Raw genomic sequence first — 19254 nt, 5'->3', positions numbered from 1 at the left:
ATGCGAAACGGCTACCCGGCCTCGCCCAGCACAGCATCGATCCCCCAGGCCATCGTGAACGTTTCCCCGGCCGGGAGCCACCGCAGCCCGTCACCCGAGTTGAAGGCGTTGGCCGGACCGGTCATGGGTTCGATGGCCACCGCCCTAGGCCTGCCGGGCAGCTCAGTTGTCACAAAGATGTGGACGTAGCCGCAGGATTCGTCCTGCCACAACGTGACGCTGCGGCCGTCAGGCGCGCTGAGCACATGGCGGGCCGCACCGCCGTCGAACGTCAGGTCAGTGAGGGCTACATCGATCTCAAGGTCCCCCACTCTTTGGCCTCTGCGGAAGTCACTGTCCCCGCTGACGGGCTCCGAGCTCCGCGGGATCAGGCGCTGGTCCGCCACCAGGCGGGTGCCGGCGGCGACGGTCAGGGTCAGGTGGTCCACGTCCGCGTCGCCCAGCCGCAGGTATGGGTGGGCGCCCAGGACGAACGGCGCTGGCGCGTTGGACTCGTTGATCAGCGTCTGGCGGACTTCCAGGCCAAGGTCCTCAGCGAGAAGGTACTGGACCCGGTGCCGCACCAGGAAGGGGTAGCCATGCTGCGGGAAGACCGTCGCCTCGAGGGTCACCGAATATTGCGATTCATCAACCAGGCTGTAGGCGGAGTTGCGGAGCAGTCCATGGCTGGCGTTGTTCCGTGAAACCTCCGTGATGTCCAGTTGCTGCTTCTTACCGTCCAAGTACCAGACACCGTCCTCCACCCTGTTTGCCCATGGAGCGAGAGTGATTCCGGCGGCCCCAGGGGAAATCTCGGCGTCCCCATAGGTCTCGGTGAGCTGGACACCGGCGCGGCTGTAAAGCCGCAGGCCGGCCGCCAACTCAGTCACAACGGCCAACGCGTCACCCCTACGGAGTTCGTACTGCCGGCCGGTGGCGTAGGTCTGGAATCCGGCGGGAATGCTCGCGGCCGGGGTTGCACTCGAAGTCATGAGCACCACCGTAACAGGGGGCAAGGACAGCCTGCCATCACCGCAAAATGTTATCTTTTGTGTGAAACTATTCTTTTTTGAGCGAAATATGGGATGATCGAGGCAACGGATGCCCGGCACCTGCCGGCACCAGCACGCAAAGGACCTCCGCCATGACAGGTATCACCACCACCACCACGCTCGCCGATGGCCGGGAGCTGATCTATTTCGACGACGGCGCAACTGCCAAGCCCCGCACGGCGGCCACCACCACCGATCACCGGCCTTTGCCCGAGCGCGGCGAGCCTGGCGAAGTCCGCTTCGATGCCCTCACCGACGAGTGGGTGGCCGTCGCGGCCCACCGGCAGTCCCGCACCCACCTCCCGCCTGCCGACCAGTGCCCCATCTGCCCCACCACACCGAACAACCCCTCCGAGATCCCCGCACCCGACTACGACGTTGTGGTGTTTGAAAACCGCTTCCCGTCGCTGGGCCCGGCCGTGGGGCCAGTGCCGCCCACCCCGGGCTGGGGCACCACGGGGCCCGCGTACGGACGCTGCGAAGTAGTGGCGTTCACGCCTGAGCACACGGGATCGTTCAGTGGCCTGGGTGAGGCCCGCGCCCGGACTGTTGTTGAGGCGTGGGCGCACCGCACCGAAGCCCTCAGCAAACTGCCGGGGATCAAGCAGGTGTTCCCGTTCGAAAACCGGGGGGCCGACATCGGCGTCACGCTCCACCACCCTCACGGCCAGATCTATGCGTACCCCTATGTCACGCCCCGGGCAGGGGTCATCGGAGCGGCAGCACGCAAGTTCTATGATGGCTCCGACGGGCGGCAGACGCTCACTGGCTCGCTGCTGCGGGCAGAACGGGAGGACGGGAGCCGAATGGTGATGGAGGGCGAGAACTTCAGCGCCTACGTGCCGTTCGCTGCCCGCTGGCCGCTGGAGATCCATCTGGTACCGCACCGGCAGGTACCCGATCTGGCCGCCTTGAGCGGTGAGGAAAGGGACGAACTGGCGCATGTTTACCTTGACCTGCTCAAACGGCTCGATGCCCTTTATCCGACGCCGACACCCTACATTTCAGCCTGGCACCAGGCCCCCCTCGATGACCTCCTGCGCCCGGCCAGCTACCTGCACCTCCAACTGACGTCGCCCCGCCGGGCAGCGGACAAGCTCAAGTTTCTGGCCGGCTCCGAGGCCGCCATGGGCGCCTTTATCAACGACACCACCCCGGAAAGCGTGGCGGAGCGGCTCCGTGCCGTGGTGGTCCAGGAGTCCAGCCACTCCCGTGCCACAACTTCCCCCGCCCCTCTGGGGGCCCTGCCTGAAGGAGCACACGCGTGAGCGCCTCCCCTGACCCGTTGACTGCCGAGACCCCGCTGACCAGCCCAGCGGAACCGGGCACGGCGGACTTGGGCACAGCTCAGCCCGGCACAGCGGACCTGGCCGCCCGCTTTGAGCAGGAGTTCGGCAGGCTTCCCGACGGCGTCTGGCAGGCACCGGGGCGCGTTAACCTCATCGGTGAGCACACCGACTACAACGAGGGCTTTGTGCTCCCGTTCGCGATCGATAAGACCGCCCGGGTGGCTGTCGGAGTCCGTCCGGACTCCGTGGTCAGGCTCCTGTCCACCTACGGCGACCACGGCATGGTCATCGCCGACCTCGGCACTTTGGCCGCGGCTTCCGCCAAGGGCTGGACGAAGTATCCGCTCGGTGTGATGTGGGCGTTACAGCAGCAGGGCATCACCGTTCCGGGGGTCGATCTGCTGCTTGATTCCAACGTTCCTCTGGGCGCCGGCCTGTCCTCATCGCACGCCATCGAGTGTGCGGTCATCACGGCTCTGAATGAACTGACGGGAGCTGGACTTGAACCCGAGGAGATGGTCCTCGCCACCCAGCGCGCAGAGAACGACTTTGTCGGCGCACCGACGGGCATCATGGACCAGTCCGCGTCGCTGCGCGGATCCAGGGGGCACGCCGTGTTCCTGGACTGCCGCGACCAAAGTGTTCAGCTGGTTCCCTTCGAAGCAGAACCCGCGGGGCTGGTGATGCTGGTGATCGACACCAAGGTCTCCCATTCCCATGCCGACGGCGGCTACGCCGCCCGCCGCGCATCCTGCGAATTGGGCGCCGAGGTCCTGGGCGTCAAGGCACTGCGGGACGTCCGGCTGGAGGACCTGGAAGAAGCCGCCGGCCTCCTGGACGAGGTCACTTACCGGCGGGTGCGCCATGTGGTGACCGAAAACGACCGTGTGCTGCAGACCGTGGAGCTGCTCGCCAGCGCGGGCCCGGGTTCCATCGGTGCGCTGCTGGACGCCAGCCACTTGTCCATGCGGGACGATTTCGAAATCTCCTGTCCGGAGTTGGATCTGGCCGTGTCCACCGCCCGTACCAACGGGGCAATCGGCGCACGGATGACCGGCGGTGGTTTCGGCGGGGCGGCCATCGCGCTCACCCCGGTGACGTCGGAGCAGCAAGTGCGTGCCGCCGTCGCGCGCGCCTTCGCAGACGCCGGCCATGCGGCTCCTGACATCTTCACGGTGACCCCGGCAGCCGGAGCCATGCGCATTTCGTAGCTCGGCTGCACTACAGGAGAGGGCCCCGCCTGATGCGAAATGCATCGGTGGGGCCCTCTCGTGTTGCGTTGGGATTACGACGGCGGACGCCGGGTTTTGTTGTCAGTCCTCGCCGCGGAGGATGGCCAGGACACGGATGATCTCCACGTAGAGCCATACCAAGGTGACCGTCAGGCCAAAGGCAGCGGTCCAGGAGAAGCGCTGCGGTGCGCCGCTCTGCACGCCGGCTTCGATGCTGGTGAAGTCCATGACCAGGGAAAACGCGGCCAGGCCGATAGCAAGGATGCCGATGACAACACCAATAATGCCGCTGCGCAGGCCGAAGGGTTCCGTCGTCATACCCGTCATCATCATGACCAGGTTGACCACGGAGAACAGGCCGTAACCCACCAGGGCGATCATAAAGAACTTCACGGCCTTGGGCGAGGCGCGCACCTTGCCGCTCTTGAACAGGAGCAGCGTCACGGTGAACACGGACAGCGTGCCGATGACGGCCTGCAGGCCGACTCCCGGGTACATCAGGTCTAGCACGCGGGTGAGTCCGCCGAGGAACAGACCTTCGAGCCCGGCATAGGCCAGGATCAGGGCCGGTGAAGGCTGCTTCTTGAACGTGTTGACCAGTGCCAGGACGAAGCCGCCCAGTGCACCGACGATCATCAGTATGCTGGCCAGCCCCATGCTGACGAACATAGTCACTGCGGCACCTGCCAGCAGGACTCCGAGGCACGCCGCCGTCTTGACGATTACGTCGTCGTACGTCATCCGGCCGGTGTCCGCGGGACCTGCGGCCGGCTGGTTGTACATCTGGCGCAACTGCTCGTCGGTCATGTTCTGCTGCTGACCCCAACCGTTCTGGGGGTCCATGACCTGGCCGGGCGCCCGGCCGGAAGCCTGCTGGCCATACTGGGCCTGTCCGTAGGGCGCCTGCGGGACACGCGGTGCCTGCGTTGCTCCACGGAAATTCTTTCCGTTGAAGATCGGGTTTCCGCCAAGTGCCATTGCTGGTGTCCTCCAAGTAAAGGTTGAGTCGTGACTTACGAACCACGCTACCAATATCTACGCGCTCACACTCCAATAAGTTCCCCCTCCATGGCGCCGAAACCCAACCGTGATGCATCCGGGTGGGCGCGCGCCCGCGCTGCCGGTCCGCGCGGGAGCCAGGCCGTCCCCTGAGGAATACTGCTGATCAACAGAAGTTTCTTTGCGAACACTTTGCCGATGCGCCATTGCTGCGACGCAGTTGTTATGCGATCGCTACCAGCCCGCCTCCCCGCAGCCTAAAATTTGGCCCTGACGAGCTGTAACATAGGCCACACGCGGTGACGGATATCACAATCAGGCCCCTGGCCTGCAGAAAGCACCACCATCCGTCCCGTCACGTTTGCAGCGGGTGCAAAGGCGCACCCCTGGCCCACCCCACCCAAGTGGAGGATTTGATCTTGAGAAGTACACCCAAAGGCTCGCCGCACAGACGGCCGGGCGGATTGCTGAAAATGATAGGGGCCGTCTTTGCCGCTATCGTGGTGATCCTGCTCGCCGTTGCCCCGGCATCACAGGCCACTTCGCCGGCTCCGACACCATCCCCGTCGGCTACCAGTTCGCCGTTCAGCATCAGCGGTTTCCTCCGCAACGCCGGCGCCCCACTGGCCGATGTCAAAATCAGTGCTACTGGCCAAGGGTTCGAAGGGTCCGCCACCTCGGCGGCCAACGGGTCCTGGTCGATCAGCGTCCCGCAATCGGGCACCTACGAAATCGAACTGGACGAAGGAACTCTTCCTGAGGGAATCAAACTGGCCGACGGCCAGGAGAACCCCCGCCAGTTAACGTTCGGCCAGACCTCGAATCAGACCACCATTTTCGCCTTCGGCGAAGGGATCGTAATACAGCAGGGCAATTTTGCGCAGGACCTGACGAACAGGCTCGTTGCCGGTCTCAGTTTCGGCCTCCTGCTGGCACTTGCAGCCGTTGGCCTCTCACTCATTTTCGGTACCACGGGCCTGACTAACTTTGCCCATGGCGAGATGGTCACGCTGGGCCCCGTCCTCGTGTTCGTTCTCAACGCGGTGGGCGCGCCGTTCTGGTTGGCCATCGTCGTTGCCCTGATTGGCGGCGGCTTGGTGGGATTTGCGCAGGACACCTGGCTGTGGAAGCCCCTGCGGCGACGCGGCACGGCGCTCGTTCCCATGATGATCGTCAGTATCGGCCTGGCATTGGCCGTGCGGTATGTCATCCAGTTCTACTTCGGCGGGGCCACCGAGCAGCTCCCCGGCGCCCAGAGTGCCGAGATCCAGCTCGGTCCGATTTCCATCTCGCCCAACAACCTGTGGTCCCTCATCATCAGCGCGGTTGTCATCCTGATTGTGGGGCTTGTGCTGATGAAGACCAGGCTTGGCAAGGCCACCCGTGCCGTTGCTGACAATCCTGCGCTGGCCGCAGCCTCCGGCATCGATGTCGACGGCGTCATCCGCATTGTGTGGATTGTCGGCGGCGTGCTCGCTTCCCTCGGCGGCATTCTGTGGGCCTACTACCGCCCCGGCGTTTCGTTCAATATGGGTTCGCAGATCCTGCTCCTTATCTTCGCCGGTGTCACCCTGGGCGGTCTCGGGACCGTCTTCGGAGCCCTCGTGGGCTCCGTGGTGGTTGGTGTGTTCACCGAACTCACCACGGTCTTCGGCGTCCCCGCAGACCTCAAGTACGTCATACCCCTGGGCGTCATGATCATCGTCCTGCTCATCCGGCCCCAGGGCATCCTGGGCCGCCGCGAGCGCGTGGGATAGGAAGGACCATCATGGATTTCGCAGCAATTCTTTCCAACGCCATCGGCGAACTCATCAGCCCCACCACTGCCGCCTACGCCCTGGCGGCGCTGGGTCTGGCCGTCCACTTCGGCTACTCAGGCCTGCTGAACTTCGGCCAGGCAGGTTTTATGGCCGTGGGAGCCTACGGCTTCGCCATCTCCACGCTGACCTTCAACGCACCGTTCTTCGTGGCCCTGCTCATCGCCGTCGTCGCAGCAGCGCTTTTCGCGCTGATCCTCGGCATTCCAACACTCCGGCTCCGGGCCGACTACCTGGCGATCGTCACCATTGCCGCGGCGGAAATTGTCCGGTACCTCGTCACCACCAACGGCTGGACTGCAGTCACCGGCTCAGCCAACGGCCTGGCGGCCTTCGAGGGCGGCTTCTTCGAGATGAACCCGTTCCCGCCCGGCTCGTATCCCCTAGGCATGAACAACCGGGACTTCTTCATCCGGATCGTCGGATGGACGCTGGTCATCGTGGCCGGCATCCTGGTGTGGCTGCTGATGCGCAGCCCGTGGGGCAGGGTCCTCAAGGGCATCCGTGAGGATGAAAACGCCGTGCGTTCACTCGGCAAGAACGTCTACGCCTACAAGATGCAGGCACTGATCATCGGCGGTGTGCTGGGCGCCCTGGCCGGGATGATCTTCACGCTCCCCCGCGGCGCGATCCAGCCGGCCAACTACGGCACCGAGCTGACGTTCTTCCTCTGGACCTGCCTGCTGCTGGGCGGTATGGCCACCGTCCTCGGGCCGGTGATTGGGGCCATGCTGTTCTGGGTGGTGCTGTCGCTCACCCAGGGCGTTCTGAGCGGGCTGATCGAGTCCGGAACCATCACCTGGCTGACCACCATCCAGGCGGGCCAGCTCCGGTTCATCCTGGTCGGTGTTGCCCTTATGCTCCTGATGATCTTCCGGCCCCAAGGTGTCTTTGGCAATAAGAAGGAGCTGGCATTCGCATGAGTGAACAGCGTGAAGAGAACATCGACTACATGACCGATGCCCGCCCCATCGCGGTGGGTGATAACGAACCAGGTTGCAAGAAGCGCGATCCCATCGTTGTGGCGGAAAACGTCACACGGAGCTTCGGTGGCATCAACGCCGTGGATGTCGAGTATCTTGAAATTCCGCGGCATAAGATCACTGCCCTGATCGGACCGAACGGGGCCGGCAAAACCACCCTGTTCAACCTGCTGACCGGTTTCGATAATCCCAACTCCGGCAAGTGGCAGTTTGAAGGCCAGAGCATAGCGGGGGTTTCCCCGTACAAAGTTGCCCGCATGGGCATGGTGAGAACGTTTCAGCTGACCAAGGTCATGGGCAAGCTCACCGTTCTGGAAAACATGCGCCTCGGTGCCTCCGACCAGCCCGGCGAGCGTCTCTCCAAGGCCCTCTTCAAGGGGATCTGGGGAAGCCGGGAGAAGGAAATCACAGCGCAGGCCGATGTTCTGCTGGAGAAATTCAAGCTGGACGCCAAAAAGGACGACTACGCGGCGTCTTTGTCCGGCGGCCAACGCAAACTGCTTGAGATGGCACGCTCGCTTATGGTCCGGCCCAAGCTCGTCATGCTGGATGAGCCCATGGCCGGTGTGAATCCGGCGCTCACACAGTCACTGCTGGACCACATCAAGAACCTCAAGTCCGAGGGCATGACCGTATTGTTCGTCGAACACGACATGAACATGGTGCGCCATATCGCCGACTGGGTGGTGGTCATGGCGGAAGGCAAGATCGTGGCCGAAGGGCCTCCCGGCGAAGTCATGAAGAACCCTGCCGTGATTGACGCCTACCTGGGCGCCCACCACGATGTTGATCTCGGCGATGCCGAGGGCATCAGGGAACTCGAAGCCGAACTTGAGGCAGACGAGGAATCGGTGGTCGGTACCGAGGACGCCGGCATTATTGCCCCGGACCATGTGATCTCGGGACTCGACAAGAAGGACGGAAAATGAGCGCAGCCAGCGCAGCGGCCCCGGCAGCAAGTCCGGCGCACGCCGACGACGCCGTCGTCTCGGTAAAGAACCTCGTGGCCGGCTACCTCCCCGGCGTCAACATCCTCAACAGCTGCAGCATTGAGGCCCGCAAGGGAGAACTGATCGGCATCATCGGCCCCAACGGTGCGGGGAAGTCCACGCTCCTGAAGGCCATGTTCGGACTGGTCAAAGTCCATTCGGGGACCGTGGTGGTCCGCGGCAAGGACATCACAGGACTCAAGGCGAACAAGCTGGTCAGCCAGGGCGTGGGTTTCGTGCCACAGACGAACAATGTGTTCGCGGCGCTCACCATCGAAGAGAATCTGCAGATGGGGATGTTCCAGAGGCCGAAGGCTTTTGCCGAGCGGTTTGATTTCGTGACCGGCCTGTTCCCCGAACTTGGCAAACGGCGCGCGCAGCGTGCGGGTTCGCTGTCCGGCGGTGAACGCCAGATGGTGGCGATGGGCCGGGCCCTCATGATGGATCCGGCCGTACTGCTGCTTGATGAGCCCTCTGCAGGCCTCTCCCCCGTCAGGCAGGACGAGACCTTCCTCCGCGTCCACGAGATCAACAGGGCCGGCGTCTCGGTGATCATGGTGGAACAGAACGCCCGGCGTTGCCTGCAGATCTGCGATCGCGGCTATGTCCTGGACCAGGGCAAGGACGCGTACACGGGCACCGGACGCGACCTGATGAAAGATCCGAAGGTCATCCAGCTCTATCTGGGCACGCTGGCCGACCAGGACTGACTGGCCCGCCAGGACTGATCAGTCCCACCAACAGCAGTACCCACAGAGAAGACCCCCGCCCGGTGAACCGGACGGGGGTCTTTTCTATCAGCGGAGGAGCAGGCTTACAGCTTGCCGAACTCTTCCTTGACGAGGCCGATCTTGTTGTCTTCCTTGTACTCGTAGACACCGATGGTTGCTTCCGAAGGATCGCCGCTGTCGGCAAAAGTGACCGGACCGGACTGGCCGTCGTAGTCAATATCCTTGCCTTCGCGCAGCAGTGTCACGCAGCTGGCGAAGCTGAAACACTTCTCGCCATCCTTGGACACGGCCTGCAGCTGCTTGGCGATGTCCACACCCTTGGTGCTCTTTGCCGCCTCTGCAGCGAGCGCGATCAGGTTGGCAGCGTCCCAGCTCTCACCGGCATAGATGAAATCCTTCAGGGTGGGATCGACAGCCAGCAACGACTTCCTGAAGTCTTCACCGGCAGTCGTTCCGGGAATCGTGCCATGCGCCTTGGTGAGCGTACCTGCCTTGAAATCCTTGCTGTAGTCAACGGTGTTGCCGTCAACCAGGAAGATCTGCTCAGCCTTGATGCCCTTACCGGTCAACAGCGGGATGATGCTCTTGCCCTGAACGAAGGAGATGACTGCGACGGCATCCGGCTTCGCGGCGATGACCTTGTCCACCTGGCTGCTGAACTGGGAGTCGCCTTCGTTGAACAGCTCTTCGGCGACTACCTTGCCGCCAGCCTTCTCGAACGTCTCCTTGAGCTTCTTGCCAAGGCCCGTCCCGTAGGAATCGTTCAGCACCAGCATGCCCAGTGTCTGAGCGCCACAGGAGGCTGCGTAGTTGCCCAGCACGGAGCCCTGCAGGACATCGGAGGGTGCGGTCCGCCAGTACAGGCCCTTGTCATCCCACGTGGTGAAGTCCACGGAGGTGTTGGCAGGCGAGAACTGGACAACACCGGCGCCTGTGATCTGGTTGATGACAGTCTTGGAGACGCCGGAGGAGGCGGCACCAATGATGGCGCTGACGCCCTGGCTCAGAAGGTTGGTCACGGACTGCGTGGCGACATCGGTGGTGGTGTCACCGGAATCACGGTGGGTCACCTCGATGGGTTTGCCAAGGACGCCGCCTGCGGCATTGATTTCATTCTTCGCGAGCTCAACGCCGGCGATCTCGGGCGGGCCTAGGTAGGCCAAGGCCCCGGTGGTCGGCAGCAGCGTGCCGAGCTTCAGGGGCGTGTCAGTGGTGGTGGAGGACGGCGGCACGGTCCCTGACGCGGGAATTACGGGTGCCTTGAGTCCTTCCGAGGGAGCTGGGCAGGACAGACCTGCCGGCTTGGTTGTCGTGGTCGCCGTCGGGGTGGAGGTACCACCACAGGCAGTGGCCAGCAGGGCGACGCCTACGCTAAGCGCTGTGAGCTTAGCAACGCGGGGTGCCGCCGGGGGGAGTGAAATCATTGACAATCTCCTGGATCGAAAGGTGCGAACGGCCTTTGACGCGGATGATCAGGTGTTCCTGATTTAACTTCAAGCTAATGCAAATCTGCGGAGGATATAAGTGACTGAGGTCACATCCTTATAACAGTCGTTGCATATTCGGAATCAACGGAGGCGAGGCTCCGTTTCGAGGTCGTTCGGGACGCATGGCAGGCCGCAAGAGGACGCCGCGGGAGAAAATTTGTACCCCAGGTGGGACTCGAACCCACAACACGCGGATTTTAAGTCCGCTGCCTCTGCCAATTGGGCTACTGGGGCGCCCGGTCAATGGTATCCCGTCATTCGCCCGCAAGCGGTCCGGCGTACCGGAACGTCCCGTGGACCCCGCCGGGCCAGACCGCCAGCGGGAGCAGCTGGAAGTGGTCCCCCCAGGCCGCGTCGGGCGGGAGGACGCCGAAGGACGCAGCCGGGACAAAACCGAAGCGCGGGTAGTATTCGGTGCTGCCCAGCAACGCAATCCCGCCCTCCCCCGCCGCGTTGGCCCGGGCGATGGTGTCATTCATGAGAGCGCTGCCGATCCCATGGCGCTGCAGCCTGGGTGCCACACCGATGGGCCCGAGCCCCAGCAACCCATAGTCGCCCACCCGGCCCCGTGTGCTGATCACATGGCCGACTATTTCGTCGTCCAGCACCGCCACCACGCTGAACTCTGGCAGGTAGTCCTCGCATTCGAAGAGCCGGCGGAGCACTTCTACCTCCGCAGGCTCCCCGTCCACCGGCAGGCCTGTGACCGGGGAGACCGCGAACGCATCGGCCGTCAACGCGAGGATCTTGTCCCTGTCCGCAGACGTCTCGTTCCGGAGCAGCAGCCCGGGCCGCGGCAGGTGCCGGCTTGCGGCTGACAGCTCAGCGAGGGCTTCAACGGCGCGTGGCGCGTCCGCCACCGGCACCAGCAGGTGGTCATGGTGGAAGCCGGCCAGCACGTTGCAGCTGATCCTGGCATCGGTCAAGGCTTTCCCGACGGCGGCGGTCAGGCCAACAGCTTCCAGTGCAGAGTGCACCTCCAGGGTGATCCACGCGGCCACAAAGTCGTAGTGCAGCCCCAGATTGTCTGCCCTTTCCCGGGGCAGGACCACCGTCAGGCCCTCGGCCTCACGCACGGCAGCCTCAATTCCCGGCTCAAGGGGCCTGCCATGCGGCCACAGGACGTAGACATACTCCCCCTCCCGCAGTACCGGACTCAGTGTTGCCAGCAGGGCCTGGAGGTTCTTTTCGCCAGTCATGCTGACAGTCTAGAAGGGACAGCCGGCGGGATACGCAAAACGGCGACCATCCCCTCAAGGGGACAGCCGCCGTCGGGCGTTACAAATGCTGTTTCAGGATGCCGGTGTTACTTGGCGTCCGCGGTGACCGACTGTTTGGGGTCCACGCTGGTGGCCTCCGCAGAGCCGGGCTGTGCCGCTCCGGCGGATGCCTTCGGCGCGCTGGCCGCCGGGGCAGGAGCAGCCGCAGCCGGCTTGGGAGCCGGTGTGGCAGCGGCCACGAAGGCACCGCGCGGGTTATCGAGGTCGATCAGCTGGGTGGTGTCGCGGCCCATAAAGAACGCGAGGATCCAACCCATGATGACACGGACCTTGCGCTCCATGGTGGGCATGGCCATGCCGTGATAGCCACGGTGTGCCAGCCAGGCAAGCGGGCCCTTGAGGCCGATGCTGCCCACGAGGTTGATGTTGGCAACACCCTTCCACTCGCCGAAGCCGGCCACAGCACCCAGGTTCTTGTGCTTGTAGTCCTTCAGCGGCTTGTCCCAGCGCGAAGCCCACAGGTTCTTGGCGAGGCGCTTGGCCTGGCGCAATGCGTGCTGGGCGTTCGGGACGCACGTGCCGTCCGGCAGGCCGCTGCCCGTGAGGTCCGGCACGGCGGCGATGTCGCCGGCGGCCCAGGCGTTGTCAACGATGCCTTCATCGCCGGCGATGCGGAGGTCCGGCAGAACGCGGACGCGGCCGCGCGGTTCCAGCGGGAAGTCGGAGGAGCGGATCATCGGGTTGGCCTGCACGCCGGCAGTCCAGACGAGCGTATCGGCTTCGAATTCCTGGGCGAGGGACTTGTCCGGGAGGTTGATGAGCTTCAGTGAGCCCTCAGCGCTGTCCAGCGAGGTGTTCAGCAGGACCTCAATGCCGCGGCTGCGGAGGTGCTCCACAACCCATTCGGCCTGCGGTGCCGTGACCTCGGGCATGATGCGGCCCATGGCTTCAACCAGGACGAAGCGTACTTCTTCCTGGCGGATACGGGGGTTGTTCTTGACCGCGGCGCGGGCCAGGTCTTCCATTTCGGTGATGCACTCGATGCCGGCGAAGCCGCCACCGACAACCACGAATGTCAGTGCCTTGGCGCGGGCAGCGGGGTCCGCGATGGTGGACGCGGCTTCGAGACGCTCCAGCACCTTGTTGCGAAGGGCCACAGCCTCTTCGATGGTCTTCAGGCCGATGCCCTTGTCCGCCAGGCCCTTGATGGGGAATGTGCGGGTGATGGCGCCTGCGGCCACCACGATGTCGAAGTAGGGGATCTCGATGTGCTCTCCGCCGTCCGCGGGCGCCACGACGGCGGTGCGGTTGGCGTGGTCGATCGAGGTGACGCTGCCCTGAATGAGTTCAGTCTGCTTCAGGTGCTGGCGGTGCGAGACCACCGCGTGGCGGGCCTCGATGTTGCCGCCGGCCACTTCGGGCAGGAAGGGCTGGTACGTCATGTAGGGCAGTGGATCCACGAGGGTAACGATGCCACCGGCATTCGCGATCTTCTTCTGCAGTTTGAGTGCTACGTACAGGCCGACGTACCCGCCGCCGACGACGAGTACCCTGGGACGGTCCTGGAGCTCTGGGGTGGTTGCCATGATTTAAGGATACAACAGTTTGTGAAAATCTTCACTAACTACGTTTTGCCTCCTGAATCAACGGTTTGAAACGCACCGGTATCGGGTTCCTCGCGCGCCGTTCCTGGGTTTCGGGCCGCCCGGCGCAACTGGAAGACAGCTGCCGCGATGATCACCACAAAGAGGGCCACTGAGCCGATCACGACGGCGGCGCCAACGGCACTGTCACGCTGTGAGGGCGCCTTCGCCGCGGGCACGGTGGGCTCGGGCAGCGTGGGAACGGCACTTGCCACTTCGTCAGTGGGCACCGGTGCCGGCGCACCAAGGTTTCCGCGGCGGTGCACCCGGATCCAGTCCGAGATGGAGCCGAGCGGGTTGGCAGCGGCTTCCGGGACGGAGTCCTTCAGGGCAGCCTCGGCGTTCAGCACGCCAAAGCCGTACAGCGGGTCTTTTCCTGCCGGACCGGCGTCCCTGGCGGTCGTGACGATCCGGTTGATGACCTGCTTGGCGCTCATCTCCGGCCACTTGGAACGGATGAGTGCGGCCACACCGGCAACGATCGGAGCAGCTCCGGACGTCCCCGCCCACTCTGCGTAGCCGCCGCCGGGCATCCCGCCCAGCAGGTTTTCAGCCGGGGCCGCCACGCCGATGCTGATCCCCTGCGAGGACGAGTCGACGCTCGCCACGCCCTTGCGGTCCAGGCCTGCGACAGTGAGGACGCCGGGGATGGTGGCGGGCGCGCCGACCTGGAGGTTGCCGCCTATCCGGTTTCCGGCGGCGGCCACGATTACCACATCCTTCTGTTCGGCATACAGGAAGGCCGCATCCCAGCTCTGGGGCCACTGCGGCGTGGCGCTGCCCAGCGAAATATTGATGACTTTGGCCCCGTTGTCCACGGCCCATCGGACCGCTTCCGGGATCTGGTCCTGATCGCTCTTGCCTGCGGGGTTGGCCGATCCGAGCCACGTTGACACGGACAGGATCTCGGCTTCAGGAGCCACGCCAATCATGCCGTCCGGTCCGGCAGCAGCCGGGCCCGGACTCGGCGAAGCGGTGGCGCCGGCCGGCTGGTGCCCGCGACCGGCCAGTATGGTCGCTACCAGGGTTCCGTGTTCCGGCTTGACACCCAGGCTTTTCTGCCCGTTGGGGCTGCCGGCCCCGGACGCGTCGAAGCCTCCGGTGACGGCGCCCTTCAGGTCAGGGTGCTGGGCATCCACGCCGCTGTCGATCACCGCGACCTTGACACCGGCGCCCTTGGAAACCCCCCAGGCCTTCGTAATTCCGGATTCGCCAAGCCAGTACTCTTTGTCCCGGTCAGCGTCGGCCGTGGCCGCAGGCGCCAGGATCAGTCCGGCGGCCAGGCTGATGCCTGCTAGGGTCATCGCCAGGAGAGCTGACGCGGCCCGGTGGAACCGTGCGGTTGCTCTGGTCATGTGGGTTCCCATGCTTGGTTGGCTGATGGCCTGGTTAGTGGAGGCTCAGGGCAATTCCGTCAAGAATATCGTGTTCGCTGGCCGTGGCCGTCACGATCCGGCCCGCGGTGAGTTCATTCAGCCGTTCGAGGATGCGCCGCCACACCAGCCCTCCGGCGCCCATAACGTCGACGCGGCCGGGGTGCATGTACGCCAGTTCGGCACGTTCGCCCCTGGTCATGTGGAGGAGGTCGGTGGCGGCTTCGGTGATGGTGCCGATGGGCAACTCCGTCCCGTGGATCGCCTCCGGCGAATACTTCGGAAGCCGCAGGGCATGGGCGGTGATGGTGGTGATCGAGCCGGCCACCCCGACGACGGCGGTGGCGCGGTCCAGCGGAACGTCCAGCCCCGCCAGGGTGATGGCGGCGTCGACGTCGGCTTCCGCGGCGGCGACCTGCTCCGCCGTGGGCGGATCGTCCTGCAGGTGCCGTTCGGTCAGTCGGACGCAGCCGACATCCACGGACTTGGCGGCCGTGACACCGCCAGCGGTACCGAGGACGAACTCCGTGCTTCCGCCGCCGAGGTCAACCACCAGCACTTGCTCCCCGTCAAGGATGGGCAGGACGCTGCTGGCTCCGGCGAAGGACAGGGCAGCTTCTTCGTCTCCCGAGATGACCTCCGGCTCAACGCCCAGGAGGTCCCGGATCCCGTCGACAAAGACCTGGCGGTTGCGTGCGTCCCGGCTGGCCGACGTTGCGACAAAACGGATGGACTCCGCACCGTGTTCGCGGATCATTGCCGCGTAATCCGCGGTGGCCGCGAAGGTTCGCTCCAGCGCTTCAGGGGCGAGTTCGCCGGTGGCGTCCACGCCCTGGCCCAGCCGGACAACCCGCATTTCCCGGACCACGTCGGTGAGCTTCGCTGTCCCGTTGCTGCGGTCGATGTCGGCGATGAGCAGGCGAAGCGAGTTTGTGCCGCAGTCGATGGCGGCGACCCGGGTCATGCCCCTGCCCCGTCAGTGCCGGCGGTCTTGCGGACCGGGGCGGGCCGGCCCACGATCTCCGGCAGGCCCTGGGGTCCGTGGCGGCTGAGATCCTTGAACGGGGCCTCCCCCGCGGTGTCCCAGGCGCCGTCGCAATAGCAGCGGTCCGCGGTCCACCATTCGCTGATGCCGGCGACGGCCTCATCCCCCAGCGGATTCACGCCGGGCCCTGCCGCGAGGGAGTGGCCCACCAGGACGTGGAGGCATTTGACCCGCGTAGGCATGCCGCCGGCGGAGATCCCGTCAATTTCCGGGACGGCGCCGATGCCGGAACGTTCGCCGATGGCCGCGCGGGCCCGGAGATAGTCCTCGTGCGCTGCACGGTAAACGGCCGCGAGCGGCTCATCGGCGATCAGGCGTTCATTCATGTCGTTCATCAGCCCGGCGGCTTCCAGCCGGGAAACCGCCGAAGTGATGACGGGGTGCGTCAGATAGAACGTGGTGGGAAACGGTGTCCCGTTACTCAGCCGCGGCGCCGTGGCGGCCACGAGGGGGTTGCCACAGACGCAGCGCGCCGGGATTTCCACCACATCGCGCACGGGCCGTCCCAACTGCCTGCTGAGTACTTCAAGATCATGTGCTGATGGCTGGCGGGACTTCTCCGGCGCAGTCGCCGTATTCTCTTCCACTGGCGCGGGCCATCCTTCCTCTAGCTGTTCAGTCTGTGGCCGCACGCCTGATGGACTCCCACAGGGAATCCACCCACGGCAGGTCGGCGGGGTCTTGTGCTGCTGTGGCGGTCAGGCTACTGCTTGTTCCGGCCGGCAGATCGCTGCCGAAGACCCAGTAGCCGGATTCACCCGGCATAACCATGTTAATGCGGTCGCGGGCCTGCTGTTTCACGTAGTTCGGATCCTGCCACCGCGAGATCTGCTGCCGGAGGCCGTCCTGCTCGGCCTGGCGCGCGGCAATATCGGCACTGAGGGCGTCGAGTTCGGCGCGTTTGTCGAAGAAGATCTTCACGGTGGGTGCCAGCATGATAGTGATGGCAATCATGACCACCGCCAGTGCCAGCATGCGGCCGGAGAACGCCTTGGCAGGTACGGGCTGGGTGTCATCCCGCGCTGGGCCAGGTTTCGGCGACTTGCCTGCGGTCTGCACGCTGTGCCCGCTCCCCGGCCCTTCGGTGGCCGGAGGCCTGGTGTCCGATGTGGACGTTCCGGCGCTGAACACCGGGCCGGTTTTGCCCTTGGTCCCGCCCTTTGTGCTGCCGGCTGTTCCGCCAAAATCCGCGCGGATGACGCCGCCGGCTTCCGTGGCTGGGTCCGTTGTGGCCTGATGCCTCGAAGCGGCCTTGGGAACTTTGGGACGGCGGGTAGCCATGACACTCCTGAAACGTGCGGCCTGCCTCTGGCCGCAACTCTGCGCTTGATGCCGGCTCGATCAATGCCAGCTAAACAAAAACCGGTGGCTATGGTCTTTCAACCATAGCCACCGGTTAGAGGTTTGCGCGGCTACTAGCCCTTGAAACGCGGGAAAGCGCTGCGGCCGGCGTAGCGTGCAGCGTCGTCGAGTTCTTCTTCGATGCGCAGCAGCTGGTTGTACTTCGCAACGCGCTCGGAGCGTGCCGGGGCACCGGTCTTGATCTGGCCGGCGTTGGTGGCCACCGAGATGTCGGCGATGGTGGTGTCCTCGGTTTCGCCGGAGCGGTGCGAGGTGATGGTGGTGTAACCGGCGCGCTGGGCCAGGCTGACGGCGTCCAGCGTTTCGGTCAGTGAACCGATCTGGTTGACCTTGACCAGCAGCGAGTTGGCGGTCTTGGTGTCGATGCCGCGCTGCAGGATGGCCGGGTTCGTGACGAAGAGGTCATCGCCCACGAGCTGGACCTTGTCACCGATGCTGTCGGTGAGGGTCTTCCAGCCGTCCCAGTCGTTCTCATCCAGGGGATCCTCGATGGAAACCAGCGGGTAGTCTGCCACGAGCTCGGCGTAGTAGGCGCTCATCTCGGTGGCGGACAGTGCCTTGCCTTCGAACTGGTAGGCGCCGTCCTTGAAGAACTCGGAGGAGGCGACGTCCAGCGCCAGGGCGATGTCCTTGCCCGGGGTGTAGCCGGCGTTCGTGATGGCTTCCTGGATCAGGTCCAGGGCGGCACGGTTGGACGGCAGGTTCGGCGCGAAGCCACCTTCGTCACCCAGTCCGGTGGACAGGCCCTTGGCCTGCAGGACGGACTTGAGGTTGTGGTAGACCTCAACGCCCCAGCGGAGGCCCTCGGAGAAAGTCTCGGCGCCGATCGGGACGATCATGAATTCCTGGATGTCCACGTCGGAGTCGGCGTGGGAGCCACCGTTGAGGATGTTCATCAGCGGAACCGGCAGGACGTGGGCGTTGGGGCCGCCCAGGTACTTGTACAACGGCAGGTCTGCGGAGGCGGCAGCCGCATTGGCAACGGCCAGCGAAACGCCCAGGATGGCGTTGGCGCCGAGCTTGGCCTTGTTGGGGGTGCCGTCCAGGTCAATCATGGCCTGGTCGATGCTGCGCTGGTCGGTGGCGTCGAAGCCGGTCAGTGCCGGAGCGATCTGGTCGATGACAGCGTCAACGGCCTTCTGGACACCCTTGCCGAGGTAACGTCCCTTGTCTCCGTCACGGAGCTCAACAGCCTCGTGCTCACCGGTGGAGGCACCGGAGGGTACTGCCGCGCGGCCGATCTGGCCATCGGAGAGCAGTACTTCAACTTCTACGGTCGGGTTTCCGCGGGAATCGAGGATTTCGCGGGCGTGGATGGCATCGATAAGCGCCATGGATGTGCTCCTTATGGGCGATTTTGGGGGAACGAACAGCTGGAAAAAGCGGAAAATCTGGGACGTCCTCGTCAGGACCAAGCCTAGTCGAGAGTGGTGCAGGTTACGGAACCCTATCCATCACCCGGACGTCATGATGGTGACGCGAACCGCCGCCGGATGGCGCCCCGAAGGGCACGTTCGGCGTCGAACCCCCTGGCACGTGCAGAGCCGACGACGGCGAGCAGCAGGTCGCCGAGCTCCTCTTCCGTTTCGACGTCCTGGGTTTCGACAAGCTCAACCACCGATCCGGCGCGCTCGGCCCGGTCGAGGAACTTCTGCGCCTTCGCCAGGGCCGGCAGGGCGTCCGGGATCCCTTCAAAGGGCCCCGTTCGCTCCGGACGTTCCGCAGTCTTCACGGCGTCCCACTTCCGGACAATCTCCGCCACCGAGGCAGGGAAGCTGTCCTGCAGCGTGCCGTCGGGCCGGAAGACATGGGGATTGCGGCGGACCATTTTGGCACTCAGCCCGCGTGCGACGTCGTCGAACGTGAACGTGCCGCGCTCCTCAGCGAGCCGGGCGTGCAGCACCACCTGAAGCAGCACGTCGCCCAGTTCGCCGCGGAGCTCGGCGTCATCCGCACCGGTCTCGATGGTCTCGGCGACCTCGAAGGCCTCCTCCAGGAGGTACTCCACCAGCGACGCGTGGGTGAGGGCGCCCATCCAGGGGCAGTGCTCCCG

General features: G+C 64.7%; 17 protein-coding genes and 1 tRNA gene. 6 read left to right on the top strand and 12 right to left on the bottom strand.

The genetic code is table 11. From position 1 onward, the window contains the following. Window positions 1-11: 11 nt before the first annotated feature. The gene (locus ACQCSW_RS06580; RefSeq protein WP_426990028.1) at window positions 12-971 is read right to left on the bottom strand and encodes an aldose 1-epimerase family protein; all 960 of its coding nucleotides are present in this window, start codon (window positions 969-971) and stop codon (window positions 12-14) included. Window positions 972-1123: 152 nt separating this feature from the next. Here ACQCSW_RS06580 and galT point away from each other — a divergent pair, with 152 nt between their 5' ends. Together galT and galK are read left to right on the top strand one after the other, a co-directional pair. Next, the gene (gene galT / locus ACQCSW_RS06575) at window positions 1124-2299 is read left to right on the top strand and encodes a galactose-1-phosphate uridylyltransferase (protein ID WP_426990027.1); all 1176 of its coding nucleotides are present in this window, start codon (window positions 1124-1126) and stop codon (window positions 2297-2299) included. Between the two features lie 68 nt (window positions 2300-2367). After that, window positions 2368-3531: a galactokinase gene (gene galK, locus ACQCSW_RS06570; RefSeq protein WP_426990637.1), complete on the top strand. Its 1164-nt coding sequence runs from the start codon at window positions 2368-2370 to the stop codon at window positions 3529-3531. Between the two features lie 102 nt (window positions 3532-3633). Here galK and ACQCSW_RS06565 read toward each other — a convergent pair whose 3' ends face one another. Continuing rightward, on the bottom strand, window positions 3634-4530 hold the full coding sequence (locus ACQCSW_RS06565; RefSeq protein ID WP_426990026.1) for a Bax inhibitor-1/YccA family protein: 897 nt from the start codon (window positions 4528-4530) through the stop codon (window positions 3634-3636). A 494-nt stretch (window positions 4531-5024) separates the two neighbouring features. On the opposite strand from ACQCSW_RS06565, the gene ACQCSW_RS06560 reads away from it, so the two are divergent. From ACQCSW_RS06560 to ACQCSW_RS06545, 4 genes are read left to right on the top strand one after another with little or no spacing between them, the layout of a single operon-like run. Then, window positions 5025-6308 (top strand): ABC transporter permease subunit, encoded by a 1284-nt coding sequence (locus tag ACQCSW_RS06560; protein ID WP_426990025.1) that lies wholly within the window; start codon window positions 5025-5027, stop codon window positions 6306-6308. Window positions 6309-6319: 11 nt separating this feature from the next. Then, window positions 6320-7291 carry a branched-chain amino acid ABC transporter permease gene (locus ACQCSW_RS06555; protein WP_426990024.1) on the top strand — a complete coding sequence of 324 codons (972 nt, stop codon included), beginning with the start codon at window positions 6320-6322 and terminating at the stop codon, window positions 7289-7291. Further along, entirely contained in the window at window positions 7288-8280 is a 993-nt protein-coding gene (locus tag ACQCSW_RS06550; protein WP_426990023.1) for an ABC transporter ATP-binding protein, read from the top strand. Before ACQCSW_RS06555 ends, ACQCSW_RS06550 begins: the two co-directional genes overlap by 4 nt. Continuing rightward, window positions 8277-9050, top strand: a complete 774-nt coding sequence (locus tag ACQCSW_RS06545) for an ABC transporter ATP-binding protein (protein WP_111906261.1) — start codon at window positions 8277-8279, stop codon at window positions 9048-9050. Before ACQCSW_RS06550 ends, ACQCSW_RS06545 begins: the two co-directional genes overlap by 4 nt. 104 nt (window positions 9051-9154) lie before the next feature. On the opposite strand, the gene ACQCSW_RS06540 is transcribed toward ACQCSW_RS06545, so the two are convergent. From ACQCSW_RS06540 to ACQCSW_RS06495, 10 genes are all read right to left on the bottom strand, one after another. Next, window positions 9155-10495, bottom strand: a complete 1341-nt coding sequence (locus tag ACQCSW_RS06540) for an ABC transporter substrate-binding protein (RefSeq protein ID WP_426990022.1) — start codon at window positions 10493-10495, stop codon at window positions 9155-9157. 223 nt (window positions 10496-10718) lie between these two features. After that, window positions 10719-10792: transfer RNA gene (locus tag ACQCSW_RS06535), tRNA-Leu, on the bottom strand. Window positions 10793-10812: 20 nt separating this feature from the next. Beyond that, the gene (locus ACQCSW_RS06530; RefSeq protein WP_426990021.1) at window positions 10813-11757 is read right to left on the bottom strand and encodes an N-acetyltransferase; all 945 of its coding nucleotides are present in this window, start codon (window positions 11755-11757) and stop codon (window positions 10813-10815) included. 107 nt (window positions 11758-11864) lie between these two features. Next, window positions 11865-13364 carry an NAD(P)/FAD-dependent oxidoreductase gene (locus tag ACQCSW_RS06525; protein ID WP_426990020.1) on the bottom strand — a complete coding sequence of 500 codons (1500 nt, stop codon included), beginning with the start codon at window positions 13362-13364 and terminating at the stop codon, window positions 11865-11867. A 38-nt stretch (window positions 13365-13402) separates the two neighbouring features. Beyond that, window positions 13403-14776, bottom strand: a complete 1374-nt coding sequence (locus ACQCSW_RS06520; RefSeq protein WP_426990019.1) for a S8 family serine peptidase — start codon at window positions 14774-14776, stop codon at window positions 13403-13405. Window positions 14777-14810: 34 nt separating this feature from the next. After that, on the bottom strand, window positions 14811-15758 hold the full coding sequence (locus ACQCSW_RS06515) for an exopolyphosphatase (protein WP_426990018.1): 948 nt from the start codon (window positions 15756-15758) through the stop codon (window positions 14811-14813). Further along, complete coding sequence (locus ACQCSW_RS06510; RefSeq protein ID WP_426990017.1) at window positions 15755-16426, bottom strand: DUF501 domain-containing protein; 672 nt, start codon at window positions 16424-16426, stop codon at window positions 15755-15757. The genes ACQCSW_RS06515 and ACQCSW_RS06510 overlap by 4 nt, the downstream gene beginning before the upstream one ends. A 28-nt stretch (window positions 16427-16454) precedes the next feature. After that, window positions 16455-17120: an FtsB family cell division protein gene (locus ACQCSW_RS06505; protein WP_426990016.1), complete on the bottom strand. Its 666-nt coding sequence runs from the start codon at window positions 17118-17120 to the stop codon at window positions 16455-16457. A 134-nt stretch (window positions 17121-17254) separates the two neighbouring features. Next, a complete protein-coding gene (eno, locus tag ACQCSW_RS06500) occupies window positions 17255-18535 on the bottom strand; it encodes a phosphopyruvate hydratase (protein ID WP_056343550.1) in 1281 nt (426 codons plus the stop codon). Between the two features lie 131 nt (window positions 18536-18666). After that, the gene (locus ACQCSW_RS06495) at window positions 18667-19236 is read right to left on the bottom strand and encodes a MazG nucleotide pyrophosphohydrolase domain-containing protein (RefSeq protein ID WP_426990636.1); all 570 of its coding nucleotides are present in this window, start codon (window positions 19234-19236) and stop codon (window positions 18667-18669) included. Window positions 19237-19254: the final 18 nt, after the last annotated feature.

Source organism: Pseudarthrobacter sp. Y6 (assembly GCF_050156205.1).
Classification (GTDB): Bacteria; Actinomycetota; Actinomycetes; order Actinomycetales; family Micrococcaceae; genus Arthrobacter.
This window is presented reverse-complemented; position numbering and strand designations above follow the sequence as displayed.